Raw genomic sequence first — 20,058 nt, forward strand, 5'->3', positions numbered from 1 at the left:
TCACCCGCCCAGACCGAACGGGCTGGTCGCCGCACCCGGCCGGAACAGGCCACCGGGTGAGCGGTGCGGACTGACCTTCACCGTCGGCGGCGCTGCGGCGTCGTACCAGTCGGCTTCGCGGATTGCCTTCATCGCCTCCTTGCGGGTGACGGCGTCGAGCCGGTCCAGGAACAGCACCCCGTCGAGGTGGTCCGTCTCGTGCTGGACGCAGCGGGCCAGTAGACCGCTACCGACGATCTGCATCGGGTCGCCGTACTCGTTGAAGCCCTTCGCGACGACGTTCTGTCGACGTTTGGTGTCGAAGTAGAGCCCCGGGATGGACAGGCAGCCCTCCGGGCCGTCCTGCTCCTCCTCGTCGGGGAAGTCCAGCACCGGGTTGACCAGGTGGCCCAGCAGGTCGTCGACGTGGAACGTGAAAACCCGCAGCCCGACTCCGAGCTGCGGCGCGGCGAGGCCGGCACCATTCTGATCGGTCATGCTGTCGGTCAGATCGGCGACGAGCCCGCGCAGCTCGGCGTCGAAGTCGACCACGGGCTCGGCCGCAGTGCGCAGCACCGGGTCGCCGAAGAGTCGGATGGGCTGGACGGTCACGCGGTCAGGCTCCTTGTCGTGGGCAAACAGTGCCTCCAGTCTACGGGCGCACGCCGGACGCCGTGACGGACGCGGTAGTCACTCGGGCGACCGTGACTGTCCCGCACCGGGTTTGCTGGAGGCATCAAAACCTCGTCATCGCCAAGATGGTCAAGGCCACCGCGAACGCCTATCTGGCCACCCGCATCTCGTTCATCGACGCCGTAGCCGAGATGAGCGCCGCTGTAGGTGCCAACATCAGCGACCTCGCCGACGCAATCGGCCACGACGCCCGGATCGGCCATCACTACCTCACCCCCGGACTCGGCCTTGGTGGCGGCTGCCTGCCCAAGGACCTCCACGCCTTCACCCAACAGGCCACCGCCGCCGACATCACTCCGGCCGTGAAATGCACCGCCTCCGGGGCGCCGGTCGGCCAATGACCCGGACCGGCCAACCTCATCACCTCGGCGGTCACCGCAGCCAGCCTCGACACACTGTCCGTATCGGGAACGAACACCACCGGCATCCCCCACCGGCCACCCTCGACCGGCGGCGTGTCCCGGTAGTGCGTCCCAGACAGGACCGCGTCACGACCCTGAACGAATAACCGGTCGAACGCCGCCGCGTAGGAGGCATCCGCCGCCGCCCTGTCCGAACCCCATGATTGCCTCGTCCTCGTCACCCGGCGCAGCCTACGCCGCCAAGCCCATACCCAGACGAACTCCCGTGCACGTCCCTCGTCTGGCCAAAGCCAGCTAGAGCAGGTCGAGCGGGTCGATCTGGATGCGTACCGGCTGGCTGGCCCGGCGGGCGGTGCGGGTGCCGGCCGCCACCCGTAGCTGCCGGGCCAGCTCGGCCGCCTGCGACCGGCGGACCCGGATCAGCATCCGTTCCTGGCCGTCGGTCGCCGGCACCGGACCGAGCAGTTCGGCGCTGTCCGGCATCCGCAACGCGGCCAGCAGTTCGGCCACCGCCTCGGCCGGGCCGGTCACGCTGGCCATCCGGGCCGCTGGCGGGAAACCCAGCTCCCGCCGGTCGGCCAGCTCGCGGGCGGCGAACCAGCCGGGATCCCAGCGCAGCAGTGCCTGCACCGGGGCGAGCCCACCGTCGGCGACCACCACCACCTGGCCGCCGTCGGCCGCCGGCCGGGCCAGCGCGGCGGCGGACAGCCAGCGACGTAGGGTCTCCTCCGCCGCCCGCAGGTCGGCCCGGGTCAGCAACGCCCAGGTGTCCAGCAGCAGTACGGCGCCGTAGCCACCGGCGGCCACCGGCTCGGCGCCGGGGGTGGCGACCACCACCGCCGGCTCGGCCGGCACCGCGGTGAGGACCTCGTCGCGGCCGGAGGTCCGCACCGTGGTGCCGGGGAACGCCCGGCCGAGCTCTTCGGCGGTACGCCGGGCACCGGTGACCGCCGCCCGTAGCCGCCGCCCGTGGCAGTGCGGGCAGGCGTAGCCGGCGGCCGGTCGGCCGCACCAGCGGCACTGGGCGGTGGCGGTCGCCGCCGGCAGGGCCAGCGGGCCGGCGCAGTGCGGGCAGCGGGCCGGGGTCCGGCAGTCCGCGCAGGACACCGCCGGCAGGTAGCCGCGTCGGGGCACCTGCACCAGCACCGGCAGCCCGGCCTGCAACGCCATACGGGCGGTGGCGAAGGCCAGGCTGGGCAGCCGGGCGGTGGCGGCACCGGCGTCGCGGGCCAGCTGGGCATCGTCGCCGGCCGGGGTGACCCGTGGGGCACGTCGCCGGACCGTCGCCCGGGCGGCGATGATTTCCCGGGCCCAGTCGGTTTCGACGAGTTGCTGCGCCTCACCGGAGCGGGCGAAGCCGCCGAGCAGCGCCGCGACCCCGCCCAGCTGTGCCCGGGTGAGCAGTACCTCGCGGGCGTGCGGGTAGGGCGCACGCGGTTCGGCGTGCACGTCGTCGCCGTCGTCCCAGATGGCGACCAGTCCCAGATCGGCAACCGGGGCGAACATCGCCGCCCGGGTGCCGACGACCACGTTGACCAGGCCGCGTCTCGCCGCGAGGAACGCCCGGTAGCGCCGGGCCGGGCCGAGCGCCGCGGTGAGCACCACGTGTCGACCGGTGCCGAGGACCCGGCGCAGGGCAGCGTCGAGCCGGTCGACGTCTCGTCCGTCCGGTAGCACCGCGATCGCGCCCCGACCGGCCCGTACGGTGGCGGCGATCGCCTCGGCGTACCGGGTCGGCCAGTCCTCGCCAGGCAGCGGTGCCCAGACGGCGCGGGCCGGCCGGCCGTCGGCGACGGCACGTAGAAACGCGGGTCCGGACGGGTACGCCGCCCATCCGTCGGCGTCGGGTGGCACAGCGTCGGGTGGCACAGCGGCCGGACCGGGCTCGGGTTCGCTGGGCTCCTGCTCGACGCGGGCGTGTCTCGGCGGCACCGCCAGCCGCAGTACGTCGGCCAGGTGCCCGGCGTACCGGTCGGCGACGGTGCGGGCCAGAGCCGCGATCTCGGCGCTGAGTACCCGTTCCGGCGAGACCAGCTTGTCGAGGAAGGCGAGCTTGCCGTCGTGACCGGAGGCGGCCACCCGGTCCAGCACCCACCCGGCCACCAGCTGTCCGGCGAACCGGACCCGGACCCGGGTGCCCGGCTGCACGCCGTCGTCGAGCTCCGCCGGGACCAGGTAGTCGAACGGCCGGTCCAGGTGCGGCAGCGGCACGTCGACGCAGATTCGCGCGACCGGCAGCCGGTCGGCAGGCTGCCGGTCGTGTCCCGTTCGGGTGCTCACCGGGCCATCCTGCCCGGCCGCCGGGGTGACCGGCGACCCGCCACCCCCGGCGGTACGGTCAGCGGCGGTGGGTCAGGCTCCGGCGGCGGACTTCAGGTCAGCGGCCCGGTCGGTGCGTTCCCAGGCGAACTCCGGCAGCTCCCGACCGAAGTGGCCGTAGGCGGCGGTCGGCCGGTAGATCGGCCGCAACAGGTCCAGGTCCCGAATGATCGCGGCCGGCCGCAGGTCGAACACCTCGCCGATCGCCCGTTCGATCCGGTCCACCGGCACGTTCTCGGTGCCGAACGTCTCCACGAACAAGCTCACCGGGTGGGCCTTGCCGATCGCGTACGCGACCTGCGCCTCGCACCGCTCCGCCAGTCCTGCCGCCACCACGTTCTTGGCCACCCAGCGCATCGCGTACGCCGCCGAACGGTCCACCTTCGACGGGTCCTTACCGGAGAACGCGCCGCCACCGTGCCGGGCGTACCCACCGTAGGTGTCCACGATGATCTTCCGGCCGGTCAGGCCGGCGTCGCCCATCGGTCCGCCGATCTCAAAGCGCCCGGTCGGGTTGACCAGCAGCCGGTAGCCCTCGGTGTCCAGGCCGAGGCCCTCCAGCTCGGGGGCGATCACGTGCTCGCGCACGTCCGGGGTGAGCAGTGACTCCAGCGAGATGTCGGCGGCGTGCTGGCTGGAAACGACCACGGTGTCCAGCCGCACCGGCCGCAGCCCGTCGTACTCGACGGTGACCTGGGTCTTGCCGTCCGGCCGCAGGTACGGGATGGTGCCGTCCTTGCGGGTCACCGACAGCCGTCTCGCCAGCCGGTGCGCCAACGCGATCGGCAGCGGCATCAGCTCCGGCGTCTCCGAGCAGGCGAATCCGAACATCATGCCCTGGTCGCCGGCGCCCTGGGCGTCGAGCGTGTCGTCGGCCGACTCGCCGACCCGGCGCTCGATGGCGGTGTCGACGCCCTGGGCGATGTCCGGCGACTGTGCGCCGATCGACACGCTCACGCCGCAGGACGCGCCATCGAACCCTTTCTTGGAGGAGTCATAGCCGATCCCGAGGATCGTCTCGCGAACGATGGCCGGGATGTCCGCGTACGCCTGGGTGGTCACCTCCCCGGCGACGTGCACCTGGCCGGTGGTGATCAGGGTCTCGACCGCGACCCGGGACCGGGGGTCCTGGGTCAGCAGCGCGTCGAGGATCCCGTCGCTGATCTGGTCGGCGATCTTGTCCGGGTGGCCCTCCGTGACAGACTCGGAGGTGAAGAGACGGCGTGCCACGGTACTCCTTGAATCCGAAAGCAATGGTTCCCGGCAGTCTAGTCATCCACGTTGGGGTCTGGCGCCGTGCCGACGAAGGAATCCGGCGGTGCGCCGACCGACGTAGCGCAGCTCACTGCGACAGTCGGGCCACCACCAGATCCCATATGTCGTCGGCGAGCTGCTCCTTGCCGCGTTCGTCGAGCACCGCGACCGGACCGTCGGCGTCGAGCACTGTGGCCGAGTTGGCGTCGGCGCCGAACACCCGGTCGACACCCACCTGGTTGGCGACGATCAGGTCCGCGTTCTTGCGCGCCAGCTTCGCCCGGGCGTTGGTCAGCAGGTCACCGGTCTCTGCGGCGAACGCGACGAGGAGCTGTCCGGGTCGCTTTGCCGCGCCGAGTTCGGCGGCGATGTCCGGGGTGGTGACCAGTTCGATCACTGGCGGTCGCCCGCCGTCGCCCTTCTTGATCTTCGTGGGTACGTAGCTCGCCGGCCGGAAGTCGGCTGGCGCCGCCGCCATCACGACCACGTCGGCTTCGGCCGCCGCGGCGAGCGTGGCGACCCGCAACTCCTCGGTGCTGCCCACCCGGATCAGCCGGACACCGGCCGGATCGGGCAGCGAGACGTTCGCGGCGACCACCGTCACCTGCGCGCCACGGGCGACGGCGGTACGAGCGACGGCGTACCCCTGCTTGCCGGACGACCGGTTGCCGAGAAACCGCACCGGGTCGAGCGGTTCGCGGGTGCCGCCGGCGGTGACCACCACCCGCCGGCCGGTGAGGTCGGCGCCGACGAGGCCGGCGGCCGGGTCGACGGACCGGGCCAGGAGCCGGCGGGCGACGGCGAATATCTCCCCGGGGTCGGGCAGCCGGCCCTTGCCGGAGTCGGAACCGGTCAGCCGGCCGGTCGCCGGCTCGATGACCAGCACACCGCGACGGCGCAGCAGCGCGACGTTGTCGGCGGTGGCCGGATGCTCCCACATCTCGGTGTGCATCGCCGGGGCGAGCAGCACCGGGCACCGGGCGGTCAGCAAAGTGTTGGTGAGCAGGTCGTCGGCGAGCCCGTGCGCGACCCGGGCGATCAGGTCCGCTGTGGCCGGGGCGACCAGCACCAGGTCGGCCTGCTGGCCGAGCCGCACGTGCGGCACGTCGTGGACGTCGCTGAAGACGTCATCGGCGACCGGCTGTCCGGACAGCGCCGACCAGGTCGGCGCGCCGACGAAACGCAACGCCGCCGCAGTCGGCACCACCTTGACCTGGTGGCCCGACTCGGTCAGCAGTCGGAGCAGCTCACACGCCTTGTACGCGGCGATCCCGCCGCCGACGCCGAGAACGACCCGGGGCGGGACGCGGGCCGGCGTACCGGCGCTCAGGGCTGGTCGGTGGGCTCGGCGGTGAGCAGGTTGGAGTTGATCTCTCGCATGGCGATCGAGAGCGGCTTCTCCTGCGGCGTGGTCTCCACCAACGGTCCGACGTACTCCAGCAGGCCCTCACCGAGCTGGCTGTAGTACGCGTTGACCTGGCGGGCACGCTTGGCTGCGAAGATCACCAGGGCATACTTCGACGAGGTCTTCTCCAGCAGCTCGTCGATGGGCGGGTTGGTGATGCCTTCCGGGCTGGCAATGGATCCCACGGGATGCAACCTCTGTGTCGTCGGGCTCTGTCGCTGGGTGCTGTCAGGCCGGGCGGTGTGACTGGGCGTCGGTCAATAATGACGAACCGAGCAATCCTACCAGCTCGGTTGCGGCTCGCTCGACCTCGTCGTTCACCACCGTGACGTCGAACTCCCGCTCGGCGGCCAGCTCCTCGTCGGCATGCTCCAGCCGGCGACGGATCGTCTCCTCGTCGTCGGTCCCCCGACCGACGAGGCGCCGTTTCAGCTCCTCGACGCTGGGTGGCGCGAGGAAGACCAGCTGGGCCTCGGGCATCGCCGCCCGCACCTGCCGGGCACCCTGCAGGTCGATCTTCAGCAGCACCGGCTCGCCGGTGCTTAGTCGTTGCTCGACCGCCGAGCGCGGAGTGCCGTAGAGGTTGCCGGCGAACTCGGCCCACTCCAGCAGCTGCCCGGTGGCAGCCATCCGCTCGAACTCGGGTCGGTCGACGAAGTAGTAGTGGACGCCGTCGACCTCGTAGTCCCGCATCGGGCGGGTGGTCACCGAGACGGACAGCCAGATCCAGGGCGAGCACGCCCGGATCAGCTCGATCACGCTGTCCTTGCCGACCCCGGAGGGGCCGGAGAGGACCGTGAGCCGAGCTGCCGGGCGCGCGTCGTCATACATGGTCACTGCTTGTTTCTACACCCTGCCGCGAATCAGTTCGCGGCGAACTCCCCGAGCAGTGCCTTGCGCTGCTGGTCGCCGAGGCCACGGAGGCGACGACTGTCGGCGATCTTGAGCTTCTCCATGATCTGGGTCGCCCGGATCTTGCCGATGCCCGGCATCGCCTGCAGCACGGCGGAAACCTTCAGCTTGCCGACAACGTCGTCGGACTCCGCCCGGTCGAGCACGGCGGCGAGGGTGGTCTTGCCCTGCTTGAGTTGCTCCTTCAACTCAGCACGGGCCTTACGGATCTCCGCGGCCTTCTCCAGCGCGGCTGCGCGCTGTTCGGGGGTCAGTGACGGGAGCGGCACCAGTTCTCCTCAGGTCCCTATCGCGACGGGCGGACCGCACCGCCGCTCTGTGAAACGTGGTGTGGCCGGGAACCAAAGGGGCATGTGGTTCCCGGCGCGGGGAAAACTAGCGGTCAGCGACGTTTTCGGCAACGTGGCCGCACCACGATCACGCGGGGGTAATCGATCGCTTACTCAGATCAGGACCCCGAGAGCCTCCCGACACTTAACAAGCGTCTGTTCGGCCGCGGCCCGCAACGCCGACGGATCCGGGCCGGCGTTCAGCACCTCACGGGAGTACGACGGAAGGACTGCGGAAAGCGCTTGCTCGAACACTGTCCGCAGGTCCTCGGGCCGTCCACCTTGCGCACCCAGCCCCGGGGCAAGCATTGGACCATTGACGTGCGACAGTTCATGGCCGGTGTCACCAACGGTCGCACCGACCACCAGACCGAAACTGCCAATCGGCTCCGCACCCACGTTGAGCTGCGAAATCTCATCGATCACCGTCTGAGCGACGGTGCGTCCATCGGACAGCCGGGCGTGCTGCACGGCCCGCCCCTCGGGATTCGAGGTCAGCGCGACCACGAAGACGCCGCCGCCGTGCCGGCTGGCAAGATCGAACATCGGAGCGAGCGCCCCGACGCCCAGATACGGGTTGGCCGTGACCGCGTCGACCGCCAACGGGCTCGCCGGATCGAGGTAGGCGGCGGCGTACGCGGCGACCGTCGAACCGATGTCGCCGCGCTTCACGTCGAGCAGGACGAGGGCTCCAGCCTCGCGAAACTGTCGGATAGTTGACTCTAGGACACCGATGCCCGCAGCCCCGAACCGTTCGAAGAAGGCCGATTGAGGCTTCACCACTGCGGCCACGTCGCCGAGTGCGTCGACCGCCGTCGCAGCGAACCGGGCCAGCCCGTCGACGTCGTCCGGCAGCCCCCACCGGGTCAACAGCTGCGGATGCGGGTCGACACCCACGCACAGCGGGCCCCGGACGCTGACGGCCCGGTGCAGTCGCTGACCAAAGGTTTCCATCGACTCTCCCTTCCTCGGCGGTACCACCGGGTGGACCTCAGCGCGGTACCGCGACGGCCGCAGCCGCCATCGCGCGGGCGATCCGCGCAATGTCATCGTCGTCCGCCGGATAGGGCGGCATGGTGTAGATCAGGTCCCGGAACGGCCGCAGCCACACCCCGGCGTCCACCGCCGCCGCGGTCGCCGCCGCCAGGTCGACCGGCCGGTCCAGCTGGACCACCCCGATCGCGCCGAGCACCCGGACGTCGCGCACGCCGGGCAGCGTCGCGACCGGAGCCAGGCCGTCGCGCAGCCCAGCCTCGATCCGCCGTACGGCGACCTGCCAGGCCGCGACCGGCCTGGACCCGACCGTCGGCACGGCGGCACGCAGCAGTCCGATCGAGGCGTTGGCGACCGCGCAGGCCAACGGATTACCCATGAAGGTCGGCCCGTGGGCGAGGACCCCACCGGCGGAGATCCCGGCGGCCACCTCCGGGGTGCACAGCGCGGCCGCCAGCGTGAGGTAGCCACCGGTCAACGCCTTGCCCAGGCAGAGCACATCCGGTGTCACCCCGGCGTGCTCGGCGGCGAAGAACGCGCCGGTACGGCCGAACCCGGTGGCGATCTCGTCGAAGATCAGCAGTACGTCGTGCGCGGCGGTCGCCTCACGCAGGGCGCGCAGGTACGCCGGATGGTGGAACCGCATGCCGCCGGTGCCCTGCACCACCGGCTCGACGATCACCGCGGCGATCTCGTCCGCGTGCCGGGCCACCGCGTCGACCAGCTCGGCCAGGTACCGCTCGTCCGGCGCCGCAGCGAAGTCGCCCGGCGGGGCGGGCACGAACACCTGCGCCGGCAGCACTCCGCGCCACAGGTGGTGCATCCCGCCCTCTGGATCGCAGACGCTCATCGGGTGGAAGGTGTCCCCGTGGTAGCCGCCGCGCCAGGTGGCCAACTTGCGCCGGCCGGGCCGGCCCTGGCCGAGCTGGTACTGCAGGCCCATCTTGATCGCGACCTCGACGCTCACCGAGCCCGAATCACAGAGGAAGACGTGCTCCAGGCCGGGCGGGGTGATCTCCACCAGGGTCTGTGCGAGGCGGACCGCCGGCTCGTGGGTGAGCCCGCCGAACATCACATGCGCCATCCGACCCAGTTGGTCGGTGACGGCCGCGTCCAGCACCGGGTGCCGGTAGCCGTGCACGGCGGCCCACCACGACGACATCCCGTCGACCAGTTCCCGCCCGTCGACCAGCCGCAGCCGGACCCCGGCGGCGCTGTCGACCAGCAGGGGTGCCATGGCCGGGGGCAGCGCGGCGTACGGATGCCAGACGTGCCGACGGTCCAGCTCCCGCAACCGATCGGCGCGGTGGCTGTCGCCGGGCACCGGCAGCTGTGCGCTCGTCGGCCCCGGGCCCGCCGGACGCGGTACGCTCATCGGCCCCGGACCTGCCGGGCGATCGCCCGGACCAGCCCCGGACCCCGGTAGAGCAAGCCGGTGTAGAGCTGCACCAGGCTGGCACCGGCGTCGAACATCCGGGCTGCGTCGTCCGGGTCGAGAATGCCGCCGACCCCGATGACCGGCAACCCGCCGTCGGTCTCCCGATGGACGAAGGAGACCACCTCGCGGGCCCGGCCGGTCAACGGACGGCCGGACAGCCCGCCGGCCTGCTCCGCCTGACCGGCGTCGTCGACGGCCAGGCCGGACCGGGACAGGGTGGTGTTGGTGGCGATCACCCCGGCCGCACCCCGGGCCAGACAGACCTCCAGCAGTTCGGCGATGGCCGACTCGGCCAAATCCGGCGCGATCTTGACCAGGATCGGCCGCTCCCCCACCAGCGCGGCCAGCAGGGTGTCGAGGTGTTCGCGGTCCTGCAGCTGCCGCAGTCCCGGGGTGTTCGGCGAGGAAACATTGATCACGAAGTACTGGCCGTAGCCGCTGAGTGCCTTGTACGCCGACAGGTAGTCGTCGACCGCCTCCTCGATCGGCACGACCTTCGACTTGCCGAGCGAGATGCCTAACGGCACCGGGCGGTCGGCGTGCGCCGGATGCGATCGGCCGAACCCGGCCCGCTCGTCCAGCCGGCCGAGCACCGCGAGCCGGTCGGCGAGCGCCTCGGCGCCGGCGTTGTTGAACCCCATCCGGTTGATTACCGCCTCGCTGGTCGGCAACCGAAACAGCCGGGGTCGGGGGTTGCCCGGCTGGGGACGCGCGGTGACCGTGCCGACCTCGACGAAGCCGAAGCCCAGCGCCGGCCAGGCGGGCAGGGCCAGGCCGTCCTTGTCCATCCCGGCGGCCAGGCCTACCGGGTTGGGGAAGTGGATCCCGAAGACGGTACGCGGCGCGGCTACCGCGTACCGGGTGCGCAACGCGGCCAGCGCCACCCGGCTGCGGGACAGGGCGGCCAGCCGACGCAGCGTCCATTCGTGGGCGGTCTCGGCGTCGCCGCCGCCGAGCCGGAACAACGCCGACCGGGCCAGCCGGTACCCGCCGGAGCGGGTCACCGGGCGGCCTGCCGGCCGACTGTCTCCGGGCGTAGCGCCGCGTGCAGCTGCTGCAGTGGCCGGACCGCCATGTCCCCGTTGATCAGCGCCTCGATGCCCATCACGGCGGCGGCGACGCCGGGCACGGTGGTCACGCACGGGGTGTCCGCGTTGACCGCCGCGCTGCGGATCTCGTACCCGTCGGAGCGGGCGCTGGCACCGGAACCCTGCGGCGTGTTGATCACCAAGGCGATCCCGCCGGAGGCGATCAACGTCACCGCGTCCGGTTGCCCGTCGCCGGACTCCTCCCAGTGTTTGCGGGTGAGTTCGCAGGCGATGCCGTGGCGGCGCAGCACCTCGGCGGTGCCGGCGGTGGCGACGATGTCGAATCCAAGATCGGCCAGCCGCTTCACCGGGAAGATCATCGCGCGTTTGTCCCGGTTGGCTACCGACACGAAGATCTTTCCGCTGGTCGGCAGGGAACCGTACGCGGCAGCCTGCGACTTGGCGAAGGCGTTGCCGTACGCCGGGTCGATTCCCATCACCTCGCCGGTCGACTTCATCTCCGGGCCGAGCAGCGAGTCGACGCCGTGGCCGGCGCGGGTGCGGAACCGCTTGAACGGCAGCACCGCCTCCTTGACCGCGATCGGCGCGTCCGGCGGCAACGTGCCACCGTCGCCGGTGGCCGGCAGCATCCCTTCGTCGCGCAGCTGCGCGACGGTGGCGCCGAGCATGATCCGGGCCGCCGCCTTGGCCAGCGGCACCGCGGTGGCCTTGGAGACGAACGGCACGGTCCGCGAGGCGCGCGGATTGGCCTCCAGCACGTACAGCACGTCGTCCTTGAGCGCGTACTGCACGTTGAGCAGCCCGCGCACCCCGACGCCGCGGGCGATCTGCTCGGTGTAGTGCCGGATGGTGGCCAGGTGCGGGGCGGCCAGGGTGATCGGCGGCAGCGCGCAGGACGAGTCGCCGGAGTGGATCCCGGCCTCCTCGATGTGCTCCATCACCCCACCGAGGTAGACCTCACCGGTGGCGTCGCACAGCGCGTCCACGTCGATCTCGATGGCGTCGTCGAGGAACCGGTCGACCAGCACCGGATGCTCCGGCGAGATGTCGGTGGCCCGGCCAATGTAGTCGCGCAGCGTCGCGTCGTCGTAGACGATCTCCATGCCGCGCCCGCCGAGCACGTACGACGGGCGGACCAGCACCGGGTAGCCGATCTCGTCGGCGATCGCCTTGGCCTGCTCGAACGACACAGCGGTGCCGTGCGCCGGGGCGCGCAGCGCGGCGCGGGCCAGGACCTGACCGAACGCCCCCCGATCCTCGGCCAGGTGGATCGACTCCGGTGGGGTGCCGACGATCGGCACCCCGGCGTCGGCGAGGCGCTGCGCCAGCCCGAGCGGGGTCTGCCCGCCGAGCTGGACGATCACCCCGACCACGCCGGGGCCGCCGGCGGCCCGGCCGGCGGCGTCCTCGGCCTGCCAGACCTCCAGCACGTCCTCGAAGGTGAGCGGTTCGAAGTAAAGCCGGTCGGCGGTGTCGTAGTCGGTGGAGACCGTCTCCGGGTTGCAGTTGACCATGACGGTCTCGTACTCGGCGAGCGCCATCACCGCGTGCACGCAGGAGTAGTCGAACTCGATGCCTTGGCCGATCCGGTTCGGCCCGGAGCCGAGGATGAGCACCTTTGGTCGGTCCGACGGTGCGACCTCGGTCTCCGCGTCGTAGCTGGAGTAGTGGTACGGCGTACGGGCGGCGAATTCGGCGGCGCAGGTGTCGACCGTCTTGTAGACCGGACGCAGACCGAGCCGGTGCCGCAACGCCCGTACCCCGTCCTCGCCGGCCAGCTCCGGACGCAGCGCGGCCACCTGCCGGTCGGACAGCCCGGCCCGCTTGGCCCGGCGCAGCAGCGCGGCGTCGAGCACCGGCGCGGCCTCGATCTCGCCACGCAGCTCGACCAGGCCGGCGATCTCCTCCAGGAACCAGGGGTCGGTGCCGCCGGACGCCTCGGCGACCTGGGCGACGGTGGCGCCCAGCCGCAGCGCCCGTTCGACGGTGTAGAGCCGGCCGTCATGCGGGACAGCCAGTTCGGCCAAAGTGGACTCGACGGTGGCCCCGGCCGGGTCGGGCACCGTCCAGAACCCGGCGGCCCTGGTCTCCATCGAGCGCATCGCCTTGTTGAGCGCCTCGGTGAAGTTGCGGCCCAGGCTCATCGCCTCGCCGACCGACTTCATCGTGGTGGTCAGCTCCGGGTCGGCGCCGGGGAACTTCTCGAACGCGAACCGGGGGATCTTGACCACGACGTAGTCGAGGACCGGCTCGAACGCCGCCGGGGTCTGCCTGGTGATGTCGTTGGGGATCTCGTCGAGGGTGTAGCCGATCGCCAGCTTGGCGGCGATCTTGGCGATCGGGAAGCCGGTCGCCTTGGACGCCAGCGCCGACGACCGGGACACCCGGGGGTTCATCTCGATGACGACCAGTCTGCCGGTGGTCGGGTGCACGGCGAACTGGATGTTGCAGCCGCCGGTGTCGACGCCGACCTCGCGCAGCACCGCGATGCCCATGTCGCGCATCTGCTGGTACTCCCGGTCGGTGAGGGTCATCGCCGGGGCGACGGTGACGCTGTCGCCGGTGTGCACCCCCATCGGATCGATGTTCTCGATGGAGCAGACCACGACCACGTTGTCGTTGCGGTCGCGCATCAGCTCCAGCTCGTACTCCTTCCAGCCGAGCACGCTCTCCTCGATGAGCACCTCGTGCACCGGGGAGGCGGCCAGCCCGGCACCGGCGATGCGCTCCAGGTCCGCCGGGGTGTGCGCCATGCCCGAGCCGAGCCCGCCCATGGTGAACGACGGTCGGATCACCACCGGCAGCCCGAGTTCGGCGACGGTGTCGTGCACCTCGGCCATGCTGTGGCAGACCCGGCTGCGCGGGGTCTCGCCACCTGCGGTGGCGACGATGTCCTTGAACAGCTGCCGGTCCTCGCCGCGGCGGATCGCGTCGACGTCGGCCCCGATCAGTTCCACGCCGTACTTGTCCAGCACGCCGGCGGAGTGCAGGGTGACGGCGGTGTTCAACGCGGTCTGCCCGCCGAGGGTGGGCAGCAGCGCGTCGGGACGCTCCCGGGCGATGACCAGCTCGACGAACTCGGGCGTGATCGGCTCGACGTAGGTGGCGTCGGCGAACTCGGGGTCGGTCATGATGGTCGCCGGGTTGGAGTTGACCAGCGACACGCGCAGCCCTTCGGCGCGCAGCACCCGGCACGCCTGGGTGCCGGAGTAGTCGAACTCGCAGGCCTGGCCGATGATGATCGGCCCGGAGCCGATCACCATGACATGCTGCAGATCTGTCCGCTTAGGCATGTTTTCCCTCGATCAGCTCGACGAACCGGTCGAACAGGTAGTCCGCGTCGTGCGGGCCGGCCGCCGCTTCCGGGTGGTACTGGACGGTGAACGCCGGCACCTCGTGGGCCCGCAGCCCCTCGACCACGTCGTCGTTGAGGCACACGTGGCTCACCTCGACGCCGCCGAAATCGGTGTCGATCACCGTGTTCAGCGGGGCGTCCACGGCGAACCCGTGGTTGTGGCTGGTCACCTCGACCTTGCCGGTGGTGCGGTCGAGCACCGGCTGGTTGATGCCACGGTGGCCGTAGCCGAGCTTGTAGGTGCCGAAGCCGAGGGCCCGGCCGAGGATCTGCGAGCCGAAGCAGATACCGAACAACGGCGTACGTCGGGCCATCACCTGCCGGGCCAACTCGACCGCGTGGTGTGCGGTGGCCGGGTCACCCGGCCCGGGTGAGAAGAACACCGCGTCCGGCCCGGTGGCCAGGATCTCGTCCAGCGTCGAGGTGGCCGGCAGCACGTGGGTGGTCACCCCGCGCTGGGCCAGCCGGCGCGGCACGTTGCGTTTGATACCCAGGTCCAGCGCGGCGACCGTGTAACGATGCTCGCCCTGGGCGGTGACCGTGTAGGGCTCGGCGGTGGTCACCTCGGCGGACAGGTCCGCGCCGACCATCTGCGGCGCCTGCCGGACCCGGTCCAGCAGCTCCTGCGGGTCGTCGGTCAGGGTGGAGACGCCGACCCGCATCACCCCCCGGTCACGCAGGTGGCGGGTGAGCGCCCGGGTGTCGACCCCGCAGATGCCGACCACGCCCTCGGCGGCGAGCCGGTCCTCCAGGTCACCGGTGGAGCGCCAGTTCGACGGACGGCGGGCCGGGTCGCGGACGACGTACCCGGCCACCCGGATCCGGTCCGACTCGTCGTCGTCGACGTTGACCCCGGTGTTGCCGATGTGCGGCGCGGTCTGCACCACCACCTGCCGGTGGTAGGACGGGTCGGTCAGCGTCTCCTGGTAGCCGGTCATGGCGGTGGTGAACACCGCCTCGCCGAAGGTCTCCCCGACCGCGCCGTAGCTCTCGCCGGGGAAGACCCGGCCGTCCTCGAGCGCCAGCAGCGCCGGATTCCGCCGACAGGGTGCCGCAGTGGTGTTGGTGGTGTCGTTCATCGCACGGCCTTTCCGTCGAGCACCGTTGCGTCGCCGCGCAGGAAGGTGGCGACCACCTGGCCGGGCAGCACCATCCGGGCGTACGGGGTGTTGCGGCTGCGACTGGCCGACTCGGCCGGGTCGACGGTGCGGCTGACGGCCGGGTCGATCAGGGTGAGGTTCGCCGGGACGCCCGGCGCGGGGTCGTGCCCGTGCCCGGTCAGCCCGGCGATCCGGGCCGGGGCCCGGGACATCCGCTCGGCGATCAGCTCCCAGTCTGGTGCACCGTCGTCGTCGTGCAACGCGGTCGTGAGCAGCACCACGGACAGGGCGGTCTCCAACCCGAGCATCCCGGGCCGGGCGTACGCCCATTCGCACTCCTTGTCCTCCACCGCGTGCGGGGCGTGGTCGGTGGCGACGATGTCGATGACGCCCTCGGCGAGCGCGGCGCGTAGCGCGGCGACGTCCTCGCCGGTCCGCAGCGGCGGATTGACCTTGAAGACCGGGTCGTAGCTGGTCGGTGCCTCGTGGGTGAGCAGCAGGTGGTGCGGGGTGACCTCGGCGGTGATCCGGACCCCACGGGCCTTGGCCTGCCGGACGATCTCCACACTGCCGGCGGTGGACAGGTGGCAGACGTGCAGTCGGCTGCCGACGTGTTCGGCGAGCAGCGCGTCGCGGGCGACGATCGCCTCCTCGGCGACGGCCGGCCAGCCGGTCAGGCCGAGCCGGGTGGAGACCTCACCCTCGTGCATCTGGGCGCCCTCGGTCAGCCGGGGCTCCTCGGCGTGCTGGGCGACGACGCCGTCGAACGCCTTGACGTACTCCAGGGCGCGGCGCATCAGCCGGGGGTCGGCGACGCAGTGCCCGTCGTCGGAGAAGATCCGCACGGCGGCGGCGGAGTCGGCCATCGCGCCGAGCTCGGCGAGGCGTTCGCCGGCCAGGCCCACGGTGACCGCGCCGATCGGCTGTACGTCGACCAGCCCGGCCTGGCGGCCGAGCCGCCAGACCTGTTCGACGACGCCGGCGGTGTCGGCCACCGGGGAGGTGTTCGCCATCGTGCAGACGGCGGTGTAGCCGCCGAGCGCGGCGGCCCGCGATCCGGTCTCCACCGTCTCGGCGTCCTCCCGGCCGGGTTCACGCAGGTGGGTGTGTAGATCGACCAGACCGGGCAGGGCGATCAGGCCGTCGGCGTCGAGCACCTGCGCACCCGGCGCGGTCAGTTTGGAGCCGGCGTCGGCGACCACGCCGTCGCGCAGCAGCAGGTCGACGGGGTCCCGGCCGAGGACCCGGACGCCCTTGATCAGGTACGCGCTCACAGCGAGGTCCTTTCGTCGTGTGCCTGGGGGCGATGGTGCCGGTGCGAATGTGGGTGACCGATGCGCCGCATCAGCCGCGGCCGCCGAGCAGCAGGTAGAGCACGGCCATCCGGACGCTTACCCCGTTGGCGACCTGTTCCACGATCGTGGAGCGGGGTGAGTCGGCGACCTCGGCGGAGATCTCCATGCCCCGGTTCATCGGTCCGGGGTGCATCACGATGGCGTGCCCGGGCAGCCGGCGCAGCCGGGCCCCGTCCAGGCCGTACCGGCGGGCGTACTCACGGGCGGACGGGAAGTAGGAGTCGGCCATCCGCTCGTGCTGCACCCGCAGCATCATCACCACGTCGGCGGTGGGCAACACGGCGTCGAGGTCGTAGCCGACCCCGACGCCGGGGGCGAGCGCGGTGGCGATGTCGACCGGGATCAGCGGCGGCGGCCCGACCAGGGTCACCTTGGCGCCGAGGGTGGCCAGCAGCAAAACGTTGGACCGGGCGACCCGGCTGTGCAGCACGTCGCCGACGATCACCACGTGCAGGCCGGCGAGCCGGCCCAGCCGCGCCCGCATGGTGTACGCGTCGAGCAGTGCCTGGGTGGGATGCTCGTGGGTGCCGTCGCCGGCGTTGACCACCGAGCCGTCCACCCAGTTTGCCAGCCGGTGCGGGGCGCCGGAGGCGGGGTGGCGGATTACCACCGCGTCGGCCCCCATCGCCTGCAGGGTGAGCGCGGTGTCCTTGAGGCTCTCGCCCTTGGAGACGCTGGATCCCTTGGCCGTAAAGTTGATCACGTCGGCGGAGAGTCGTTTGGCGGCGGCCTCGAACGAGATCCGGGTCCGGGTGGAGTCCTCGTAGAACAGGTTCACCACGGTGCGCCCACGAAGGGTGGGTAGCTTCTTCACCTCGCGGCCGGCCAGCGAGGCGAGTTCGACCGCGGTGTCCAGGATCCGGGTGGCGTCCGCCGCGTCCAGATCGGCGCCGGACAGCAGGTGCCTGATCATCGCTGGTCCCTCCCCCGCTGTGGGCCGTCCGCCGCCTGGGCCGTGCCGGGGGAACTGAACAGCCGTACCTCGTCGGAGCCGTCGACCTCGGCGAGCAGCACCTTGACGTTCTCGGTGAGCGCGGTGGGGATGTTCTTGCCGACGTAGTCGGCGCGGATCGGCAGCTCCCGGTGACCCCGGTCGACCAGCACCGCCAACTGCACCGAGCTGGGCCGGCCGAGGTCGCTGATCGCGTCCAACGCCGCCCGTACGGTCCGGCCCGAGTAGAGGACGTCGTCGACCAGGATGACCCGCTGGCCGTCGATGCCACCGGAGGGCAGCTCGGTGGGCCCGAGCGCGCGGGTGGCCTTCAGCCGGAGATCGTCCCGGTAGAGGGTGATATCGAGCACACCGACCGGGACGGCGACCCCTTCGAAGGTGCGGATCCGGTCGGCGAGCCGACGGGCGAGCGGCACGCCCCGGGTAGGAATTCCGAGTAGTACGGTGCGTTGCGCCCCGTTGGTCTTCTCCAGCACCTGATGGGCGATCCGGTCGACGACGCGTTGAATGTCGGCGCTGGTCAGGATGCTCTTAACAGACGGTGGCATCGTCGCCGATGATTGGGTGGCCGACGGGTAGGCCACAGCGGACCCCCTTCCCCGCCTCACGGGACGGGTCGTTAAAGGACGTCATGGGTACCGCCGGCCGGCACCCGGCTGGTCAGCGGTCACGCCGAACGTTACCAGCGTCCCGTTGCCGAGCCGATATCGGGCGCTGAGTGTCGCATCAGTAAGACGAAATTTGGGGCAAGTCGTCACGATCTTGTTCACTGGTAGCTATTCACCACTTGACCGCGCTTGCGAACCGCCGTACCGTCACGCTCCGTAGCGATCGCTGGGGAAAGCCCCGGGCAAAGCACTGGGAGAGTCCGTATGCCCTCTGAGTACGCCAAGTCGTTGGGCGCCCGCCTGCGCTCCATCCGTCAGCAGCAGGGGCTGTCCCTGCAGGGGGTGGAGGAGAAGTCGAACGGGCGTTGGAAGGCTGTCGTCGTCGGTTCCTACGAGCGTGGGGACCGGGCAGTCACCGTCTCCCGCCTCGCCGAACTGGCCGACTTCTACCGGGTACCCGTGTCGGAACTGCTGCCGGACGGCAGTGGGGTACGTCACGAGCCCACCAGCAAGATCGTCCTGGATCTGGAGCGGCTGTACGACGAGGTCGGCGAGGACCTCGCCTACGTCGCCCGGTACGCCCGGGCGATCCAGCAGCAGCGCGGTGACTACAACGGTCGGGTGTTGTCCATCCGCGCCGACGACCTGCGGGCGCTGGCGATCGTGTACGACTCGTCGCCGTCCGGCCTCATCGAGCGGCTGAACGAGCACGGCGTACTGGTCGCCGACCCGCGGGCGTTCTTCGCCTCCTGACGGCTGCGCACCCAACCGCCGACGGGCCCGATCCAGCGGGATCGGGCCCGTCGGCGGTGTCGCGTGGCACCGGCGGTCGTGGCGGTGCCCGCCGTGGCGGCGGGAGCCGCTAGTGCGGGGTGTACTCGGCGATCCGGTCCAGCAGACCGTTGAGGAACCGCGGCGAATCGTCAGTTGACATCTGCCGGGCCAGCTCGACCGCCTCGGTGATGGCCACCGGGTCGTCGATCTCGTCGACGTAGAGCAACTCGTAGACGGCGATCCGGGCCAGGTTGCGGTCGACCACCGGCATCCGGTCCAGCGTCCACCCCTCGGCGTAGCTGCCGATCAGCTCGTCGATCCGGTCCCGGTGGACCGCCACCCCCTCGACCAGACCGACCGCGTAGTCGAGATGCTCCGGACGCGGGGACAGCCGGGCCAGGTAACCGACCAGCACCTGCGCCGGCGGCAGATCGCGCATGTCCGCCTCGTAGAGCACGTCGAGTGCCCGTTTACGCGCCTTGCGGCGCGCCGGCATCGAGGTCTTCGGCCCCTCGGCCATCAGGCTCGGCCGAGGTAGCGGCCGTCGCGGGTGTCGACCTTGATCTTTTCGCCGGTGGTGACGAACAACGGCACCTGAACGGTGGCGCCCGTCTCCATCGTGGCCGGCTTGTTGCCGCCGGTCGACCGGTCACCCTGCAGGCCCGGCTCGGTGTAGGTGACCTCGAGGACCACGCTGGTCGGCAGCTCGACGTACAGCGGCACGCCTTCGTGGGTCGCCACGATCGCCTCGGCCTCGGGCAGCAGGTAGCTGGCTGCCTCGCCAACCGTGCCGCCGGGCACCATGATCTGGTCGAAGGTCTCCAGATCCATGAAGACGTAGTCCTCGCCGTCGGCGTACAGGTACTGCATGGTCCGCTTGTCGACGGTCGCGGTGTCGACCTTGGTGCCCGCGTTGAAGGTCTTGTCGACCACCTTGCCGGAGAGCACGTTCTTCAGGGTGGTGCGCACGAAAGCGCCGCCCTTGCCGGGCTTGACGTGCTGGAACTCCACGACGGCCCACAGCTCGCCGTCGAGGTTGAGAACCAGCCCGTTCTTCAGGTCGTTGGTGGTCGCCATTTCCTGCCTTGATCATCAATGTGCGGACGGATCTGCCAAGTCTATCGGGCCGGACCCGGCTCAGCCGGGACGGCCCGACCTCTACCCGACCCAACGCAGCAGGA

The 20,058-nt window shown here is 71.2% G+C and carries 19 protein-coding genes; 2 read left to right on the forward strand and 17 right to left on the reverse strand.

The features are described 5' to 3' along the window. Positions 1 to 591 (reverse strand): peptide deformylase, encoded by a 591-nt coding sequence (gene def / locus ACFHW1_RS15720; RefSeq protein ID WP_416557001.1) that lies wholly within the window; start codon positions 589 to 591, stop codon positions 1 to 3. A gap of 146 nt (positions 592 to 737) precedes the next feature. On the opposite strand from def, the gene ACFHW1_RS15725 reads away from it, so the two are divergent. Continuing rightward, positions 738 to 1,013 carry a hypothetical protein gene (locus tag ACFHW1_RS15725; protein WP_416557000.1) on the forward strand — a complete coding sequence of 92 codons (276 nt, stop codon included), beginning with the start codon at positions 738 to 740 and terminating at the stop codon, positions 1,011 to 1,013. Positions 1,014 to 1,328: 315 nt separating this feature from the next. Here the strand turns inward: ACFHW1_RS15725 and ACFHW1_RS15730 are convergent, their stop codons facing one another. The 14 genes from ACFHW1_RS15730 to pyrR form a co-directional block, all read right to left on the reverse strand. Next, a complete protein-coding gene (locus ACFHW1_RS15730; protein ID WP_416557040.1) occupies positions 1,329 to 3,257 on the reverse strand; it encodes a primosomal protein N' in 1,929 nt (642 codons plus the stop codon). A gap of 129 nt (positions 3,258 to 3,386) precedes the next feature. Next, positions 3,387 to 4,583 (reverse strand): methionine adenosyltransferase, encoded by a 1,197-nt coding sequence (gene metK, locus ACFHW1_RS15735; protein WP_416556999.1) that lies wholly within the window; start codon positions 4,581 to 4,583, stop codon positions 3,387 to 3,389. 112 nt (positions 4,584 to 4,695) lie between these two features. After that, positions 4,696 to 5,937 carry a bifunctional phosphopantothenoylcysteine decarboxylase/phosphopantothenate--cysteine ligase CoaBC gene (gene coaBC / locus ACFHW1_RS15740; protein WP_416557039.1) on the reverse strand — a complete coding sequence of 414 codons (1,242 nt, stop codon included), beginning with the start codon at positions 5,935 to 5,937 and terminating at the stop codon, positions 4,696 to 4,698. Then, positions 5,934 to 6,197: a DNA-directed RNA polymerase subunit omega gene (gene rpoZ / locus ACFHW1_RS15745; RefSeq protein ID WP_123601182.1), complete on the reverse strand. Its 264-nt coding sequence runs from the start codon at positions 6,195 to 6,197 to the stop codon at positions 5,934 to 5,936. The genes coaBC and rpoZ overlap by 4 nt, the downstream gene beginning before the upstream one ends. A 43-nt stretch (positions 6,198 to 6,240) precedes the next feature. Then, on the reverse strand, positions 6,241 to 6,843 hold the full coding sequence (gmk, locus tag ACFHW1_RS15750; RefSeq protein ID WP_416556998.1) for a guanylate kinase: 603 nt from the start codon (positions 6,841 to 6,843) through the stop codon (positions 6,241 to 6,243). A gap of 32 nt (positions 6,844 to 6,875) precedes the next feature. Then, the gene (gene mihF / locus ACFHW1_RS15755; RefSeq protein ID WP_123601181.1) at positions 6,876 to 7,193 is read right to left on the reverse strand and encodes an integration host factor, actinobacterial type; all 318 of its coding nucleotides are present in this window, start codon (positions 7,191 to 7,193) and stop codon (positions 6,876 to 6,878) included. Between the two features lie 174 nt (positions 7,194 to 7,367). Next, positions 7,368 to 8,207, reverse strand: coding sequence for an orotidine-5'-phosphate decarboxylase (gene pyrF / locus ACFHW1_RS15760; RefSeq protein WP_416556997.1), 840 nt, complete (start codon positions 8,205 to 8,207; stop codon positions 7,368 to 7,370). Positions 8,208 to 8,244: 37 nt separating this feature from the next. Beyond that, complete coding sequence (locus tag ACFHW1_RS15765; RefSeq protein ID WP_416556996.1) at positions 8,245 to 9,621, reverse strand: adenosylmethionine--8-amino-7-oxononanoate transaminase; 1,377 nt, start codon at positions 9,619 to 9,621, stop codon at positions 8,245 to 8,247. After that, positions 9,618 to 10,688 (reverse strand): quinone-dependent dihydroorotate dehydrogenase, encoded by a 1,071-nt coding sequence (locus ACFHW1_RS15770; protein WP_416556995.1) that lies wholly within the window; start codon positions 10,686 to 10,688, stop codon positions 9,618 to 9,620. Before ACFHW1_RS15770 ends, ACFHW1_RS15765 begins: the two co-directional genes overlap by 4 nt. After that, positions 10,685 to 14,026, reverse strand: a complete 3,342-nt coding sequence (gene carB, locus ACFHW1_RS15775) for a carbamoyl-phosphate synthase large subunit (RefSeq protein ID WP_416556994.1) — start codon at positions 14,024 to 14,026, stop codon at positions 10,685 to 10,687. Before carB ends, ACFHW1_RS15770 begins: the two co-directional genes overlap by 4 nt. Beyond that, entirely contained in the window at positions 14,019 to 15,167 is a 1,149-nt protein-coding gene (gene carA / locus ACFHW1_RS15780) for a glutamine-hydrolyzing carbamoyl-phosphate synthase small subunit (protein WP_416556993.1), read from the reverse strand. Before carA ends, carB begins: the two co-directional genes overlap by 8 nt. Then, positions 15,164 to 16,462: a dihydroorotase gene (locus tag ACFHW1_RS15785; protein WP_416556992.1), complete on the reverse strand. Its 1,299-nt coding sequence runs from the start codon at positions 16,460 to 16,462 to the stop codon at positions 15,164 to 15,166. Before ACFHW1_RS15785 ends, carA begins: the two co-directional genes overlap by 4 nt. A gap of 70 nt (positions 16,463 to 16,532) precedes the next feature. Continuing rightward, entirely contained in the window at positions 16,533 to 17,456 is a 924-nt protein-coding gene (locus ACFHW1_RS15790) for an aspartate carbamoyltransferase catalytic subunit (RefSeq protein WP_416556991.1), read from the reverse strand. Continuing rightward, a complete protein-coding gene (pyrR, locus tag ACFHW1_RS15795; protein WP_416556990.1) occupies positions 17,453 to 18,079 on the reverse strand; it encodes a bifunctional pyr operon transcriptional regulator/uracil phosphoribosyltransferase PyrR in 627 nt (208 codons plus the stop codon). Before pyrR ends, ACFHW1_RS15790 begins: the two co-directional genes overlap by 4 nt. 288 nt (positions 18,080 to 18,367) lie before the next feature. Between pyrR and ACFHW1_RS15800 the strand changes: the two genes are divergently transcribed. Beyond that, positions 18,368 to 18,856, forward strand: coding sequence for a transcriptional regulator (locus tag ACFHW1_RS15800; protein ID WP_123601171.1), 489 nt, complete (start codon positions 18,368 to 18,370; stop codon positions 18,854 to 18,856). A gap of 109 nt (positions 18,857 to 18,965) precedes the next feature. Here ACFHW1_RS15800 and nusB read toward each other — a convergent pair whose 3' ends face one another. Together nusB and efp are read right to left on the reverse strand one after the other, a co-directional pair. Continuing rightward, positions 18,966 to 19,373 (reverse strand): transcription antitermination factor NusB, encoded by a 408-nt coding sequence (gene nusB / locus ACFHW1_RS15805; RefSeq protein WP_416557038.1) that lies wholly within the window; start codon positions 19,371 to 19,373, stop codon positions 18,966 to 18,968. Positions 19,374 to 19,396: 23 nt separating this feature from the next. Beyond that, positions 19,397 to 19,954, reverse strand: coding sequence for an elongation factor P (gene efp / locus ACFHW1_RS15810; protein WP_416556989.1), 558 nt, complete (start codon positions 19,952 to 19,954; stop codon positions 19,397 to 19,399). Positions 19,955 to 20,058: the final 104 nt, after the last annotated feature.

This window comes from Micromonospora sp. LOL_014 (genome assembly GCF_048060245.1).
In the GTDB taxonomy this organism is placed as follows: domain Bacteria; phylum Actinomycetota; class Actinomycetes; order Mycobacteriales; family Micromonosporaceae; genus Micromonospora_E.

Excerpts from the sequence above, each read along its gene's own strand:
- ACFHW1_RS15725 (WP_416557000.1), top strand. The coding sequence starts at position 738 with ATGGTCAAGGCCACCGCGAACGCCTATCTGGCCACCCGCATCTCGTTC.
- gmk (WP_416556998.1), bottom strand. The coding sequence starts at position 6,843 with ATGTATGACGACGCGCGCCCGGCAGCTCGGCTCACGGTCCTCTCCGGC.
- pyrF (WP_416556997.1), bottom strand. The coding sequence starts at position 8,207 with ATGGAAACCTTTGGTCAGCGACTGCACCGGGCCGTCAGCGTCCGGGGC.
- ACFHW1_RS15765 (WP_416556996.1), bottom strand. The coding sequence starts at position 9,621 with ATGAGCGTACCGCGTCCGGCGGGCCCGGGGCCGACGAGCGCACAGCTG.
- carB (WP_416556994.1), bottom strand. The coding sequence starts at position 14,026 with ATGCCTAAGCGGACAGATCTGCAGCATGTCATGGTGATCGGCTCCGGG.
- carA (WP_416556993.1), bottom strand. The coding sequence starts at position 15,167 with ATGAACGACACCACCAACACCACTGCGGCACCCTGTCGGCGGAATCCG.
- ACFHW1_RS15790 (WP_416556991.1), bottom strand. The coding sequence starts at position 17,456 with ATGATCAGGCACCTGCTGTCCGGCGCCGATCTGGACGCGGCGGACGCC.
- ACFHW1_RS15800 (WP_123601171.1), top strand. The coding sequence starts at position 18,368 with ATGCCCTCTGAGTACGCCAAGTCGTTGGGCGCCCGCCTGCGCTCCATC.
- nusB (WP_416557038.1), bottom strand. The coding sequence starts at position 19,373 with ATGCCGGCGCGCCGCAAGGCGCGTAAACGGGCACTCGACGTGCTCTAC.
- efp (WP_416556989.1), bottom strand. The coding sequence starts at position 19,954 with ATGGCGACCACCAACGACCTGAAGAACGGGCTGGTTCTCAACCTCGAC.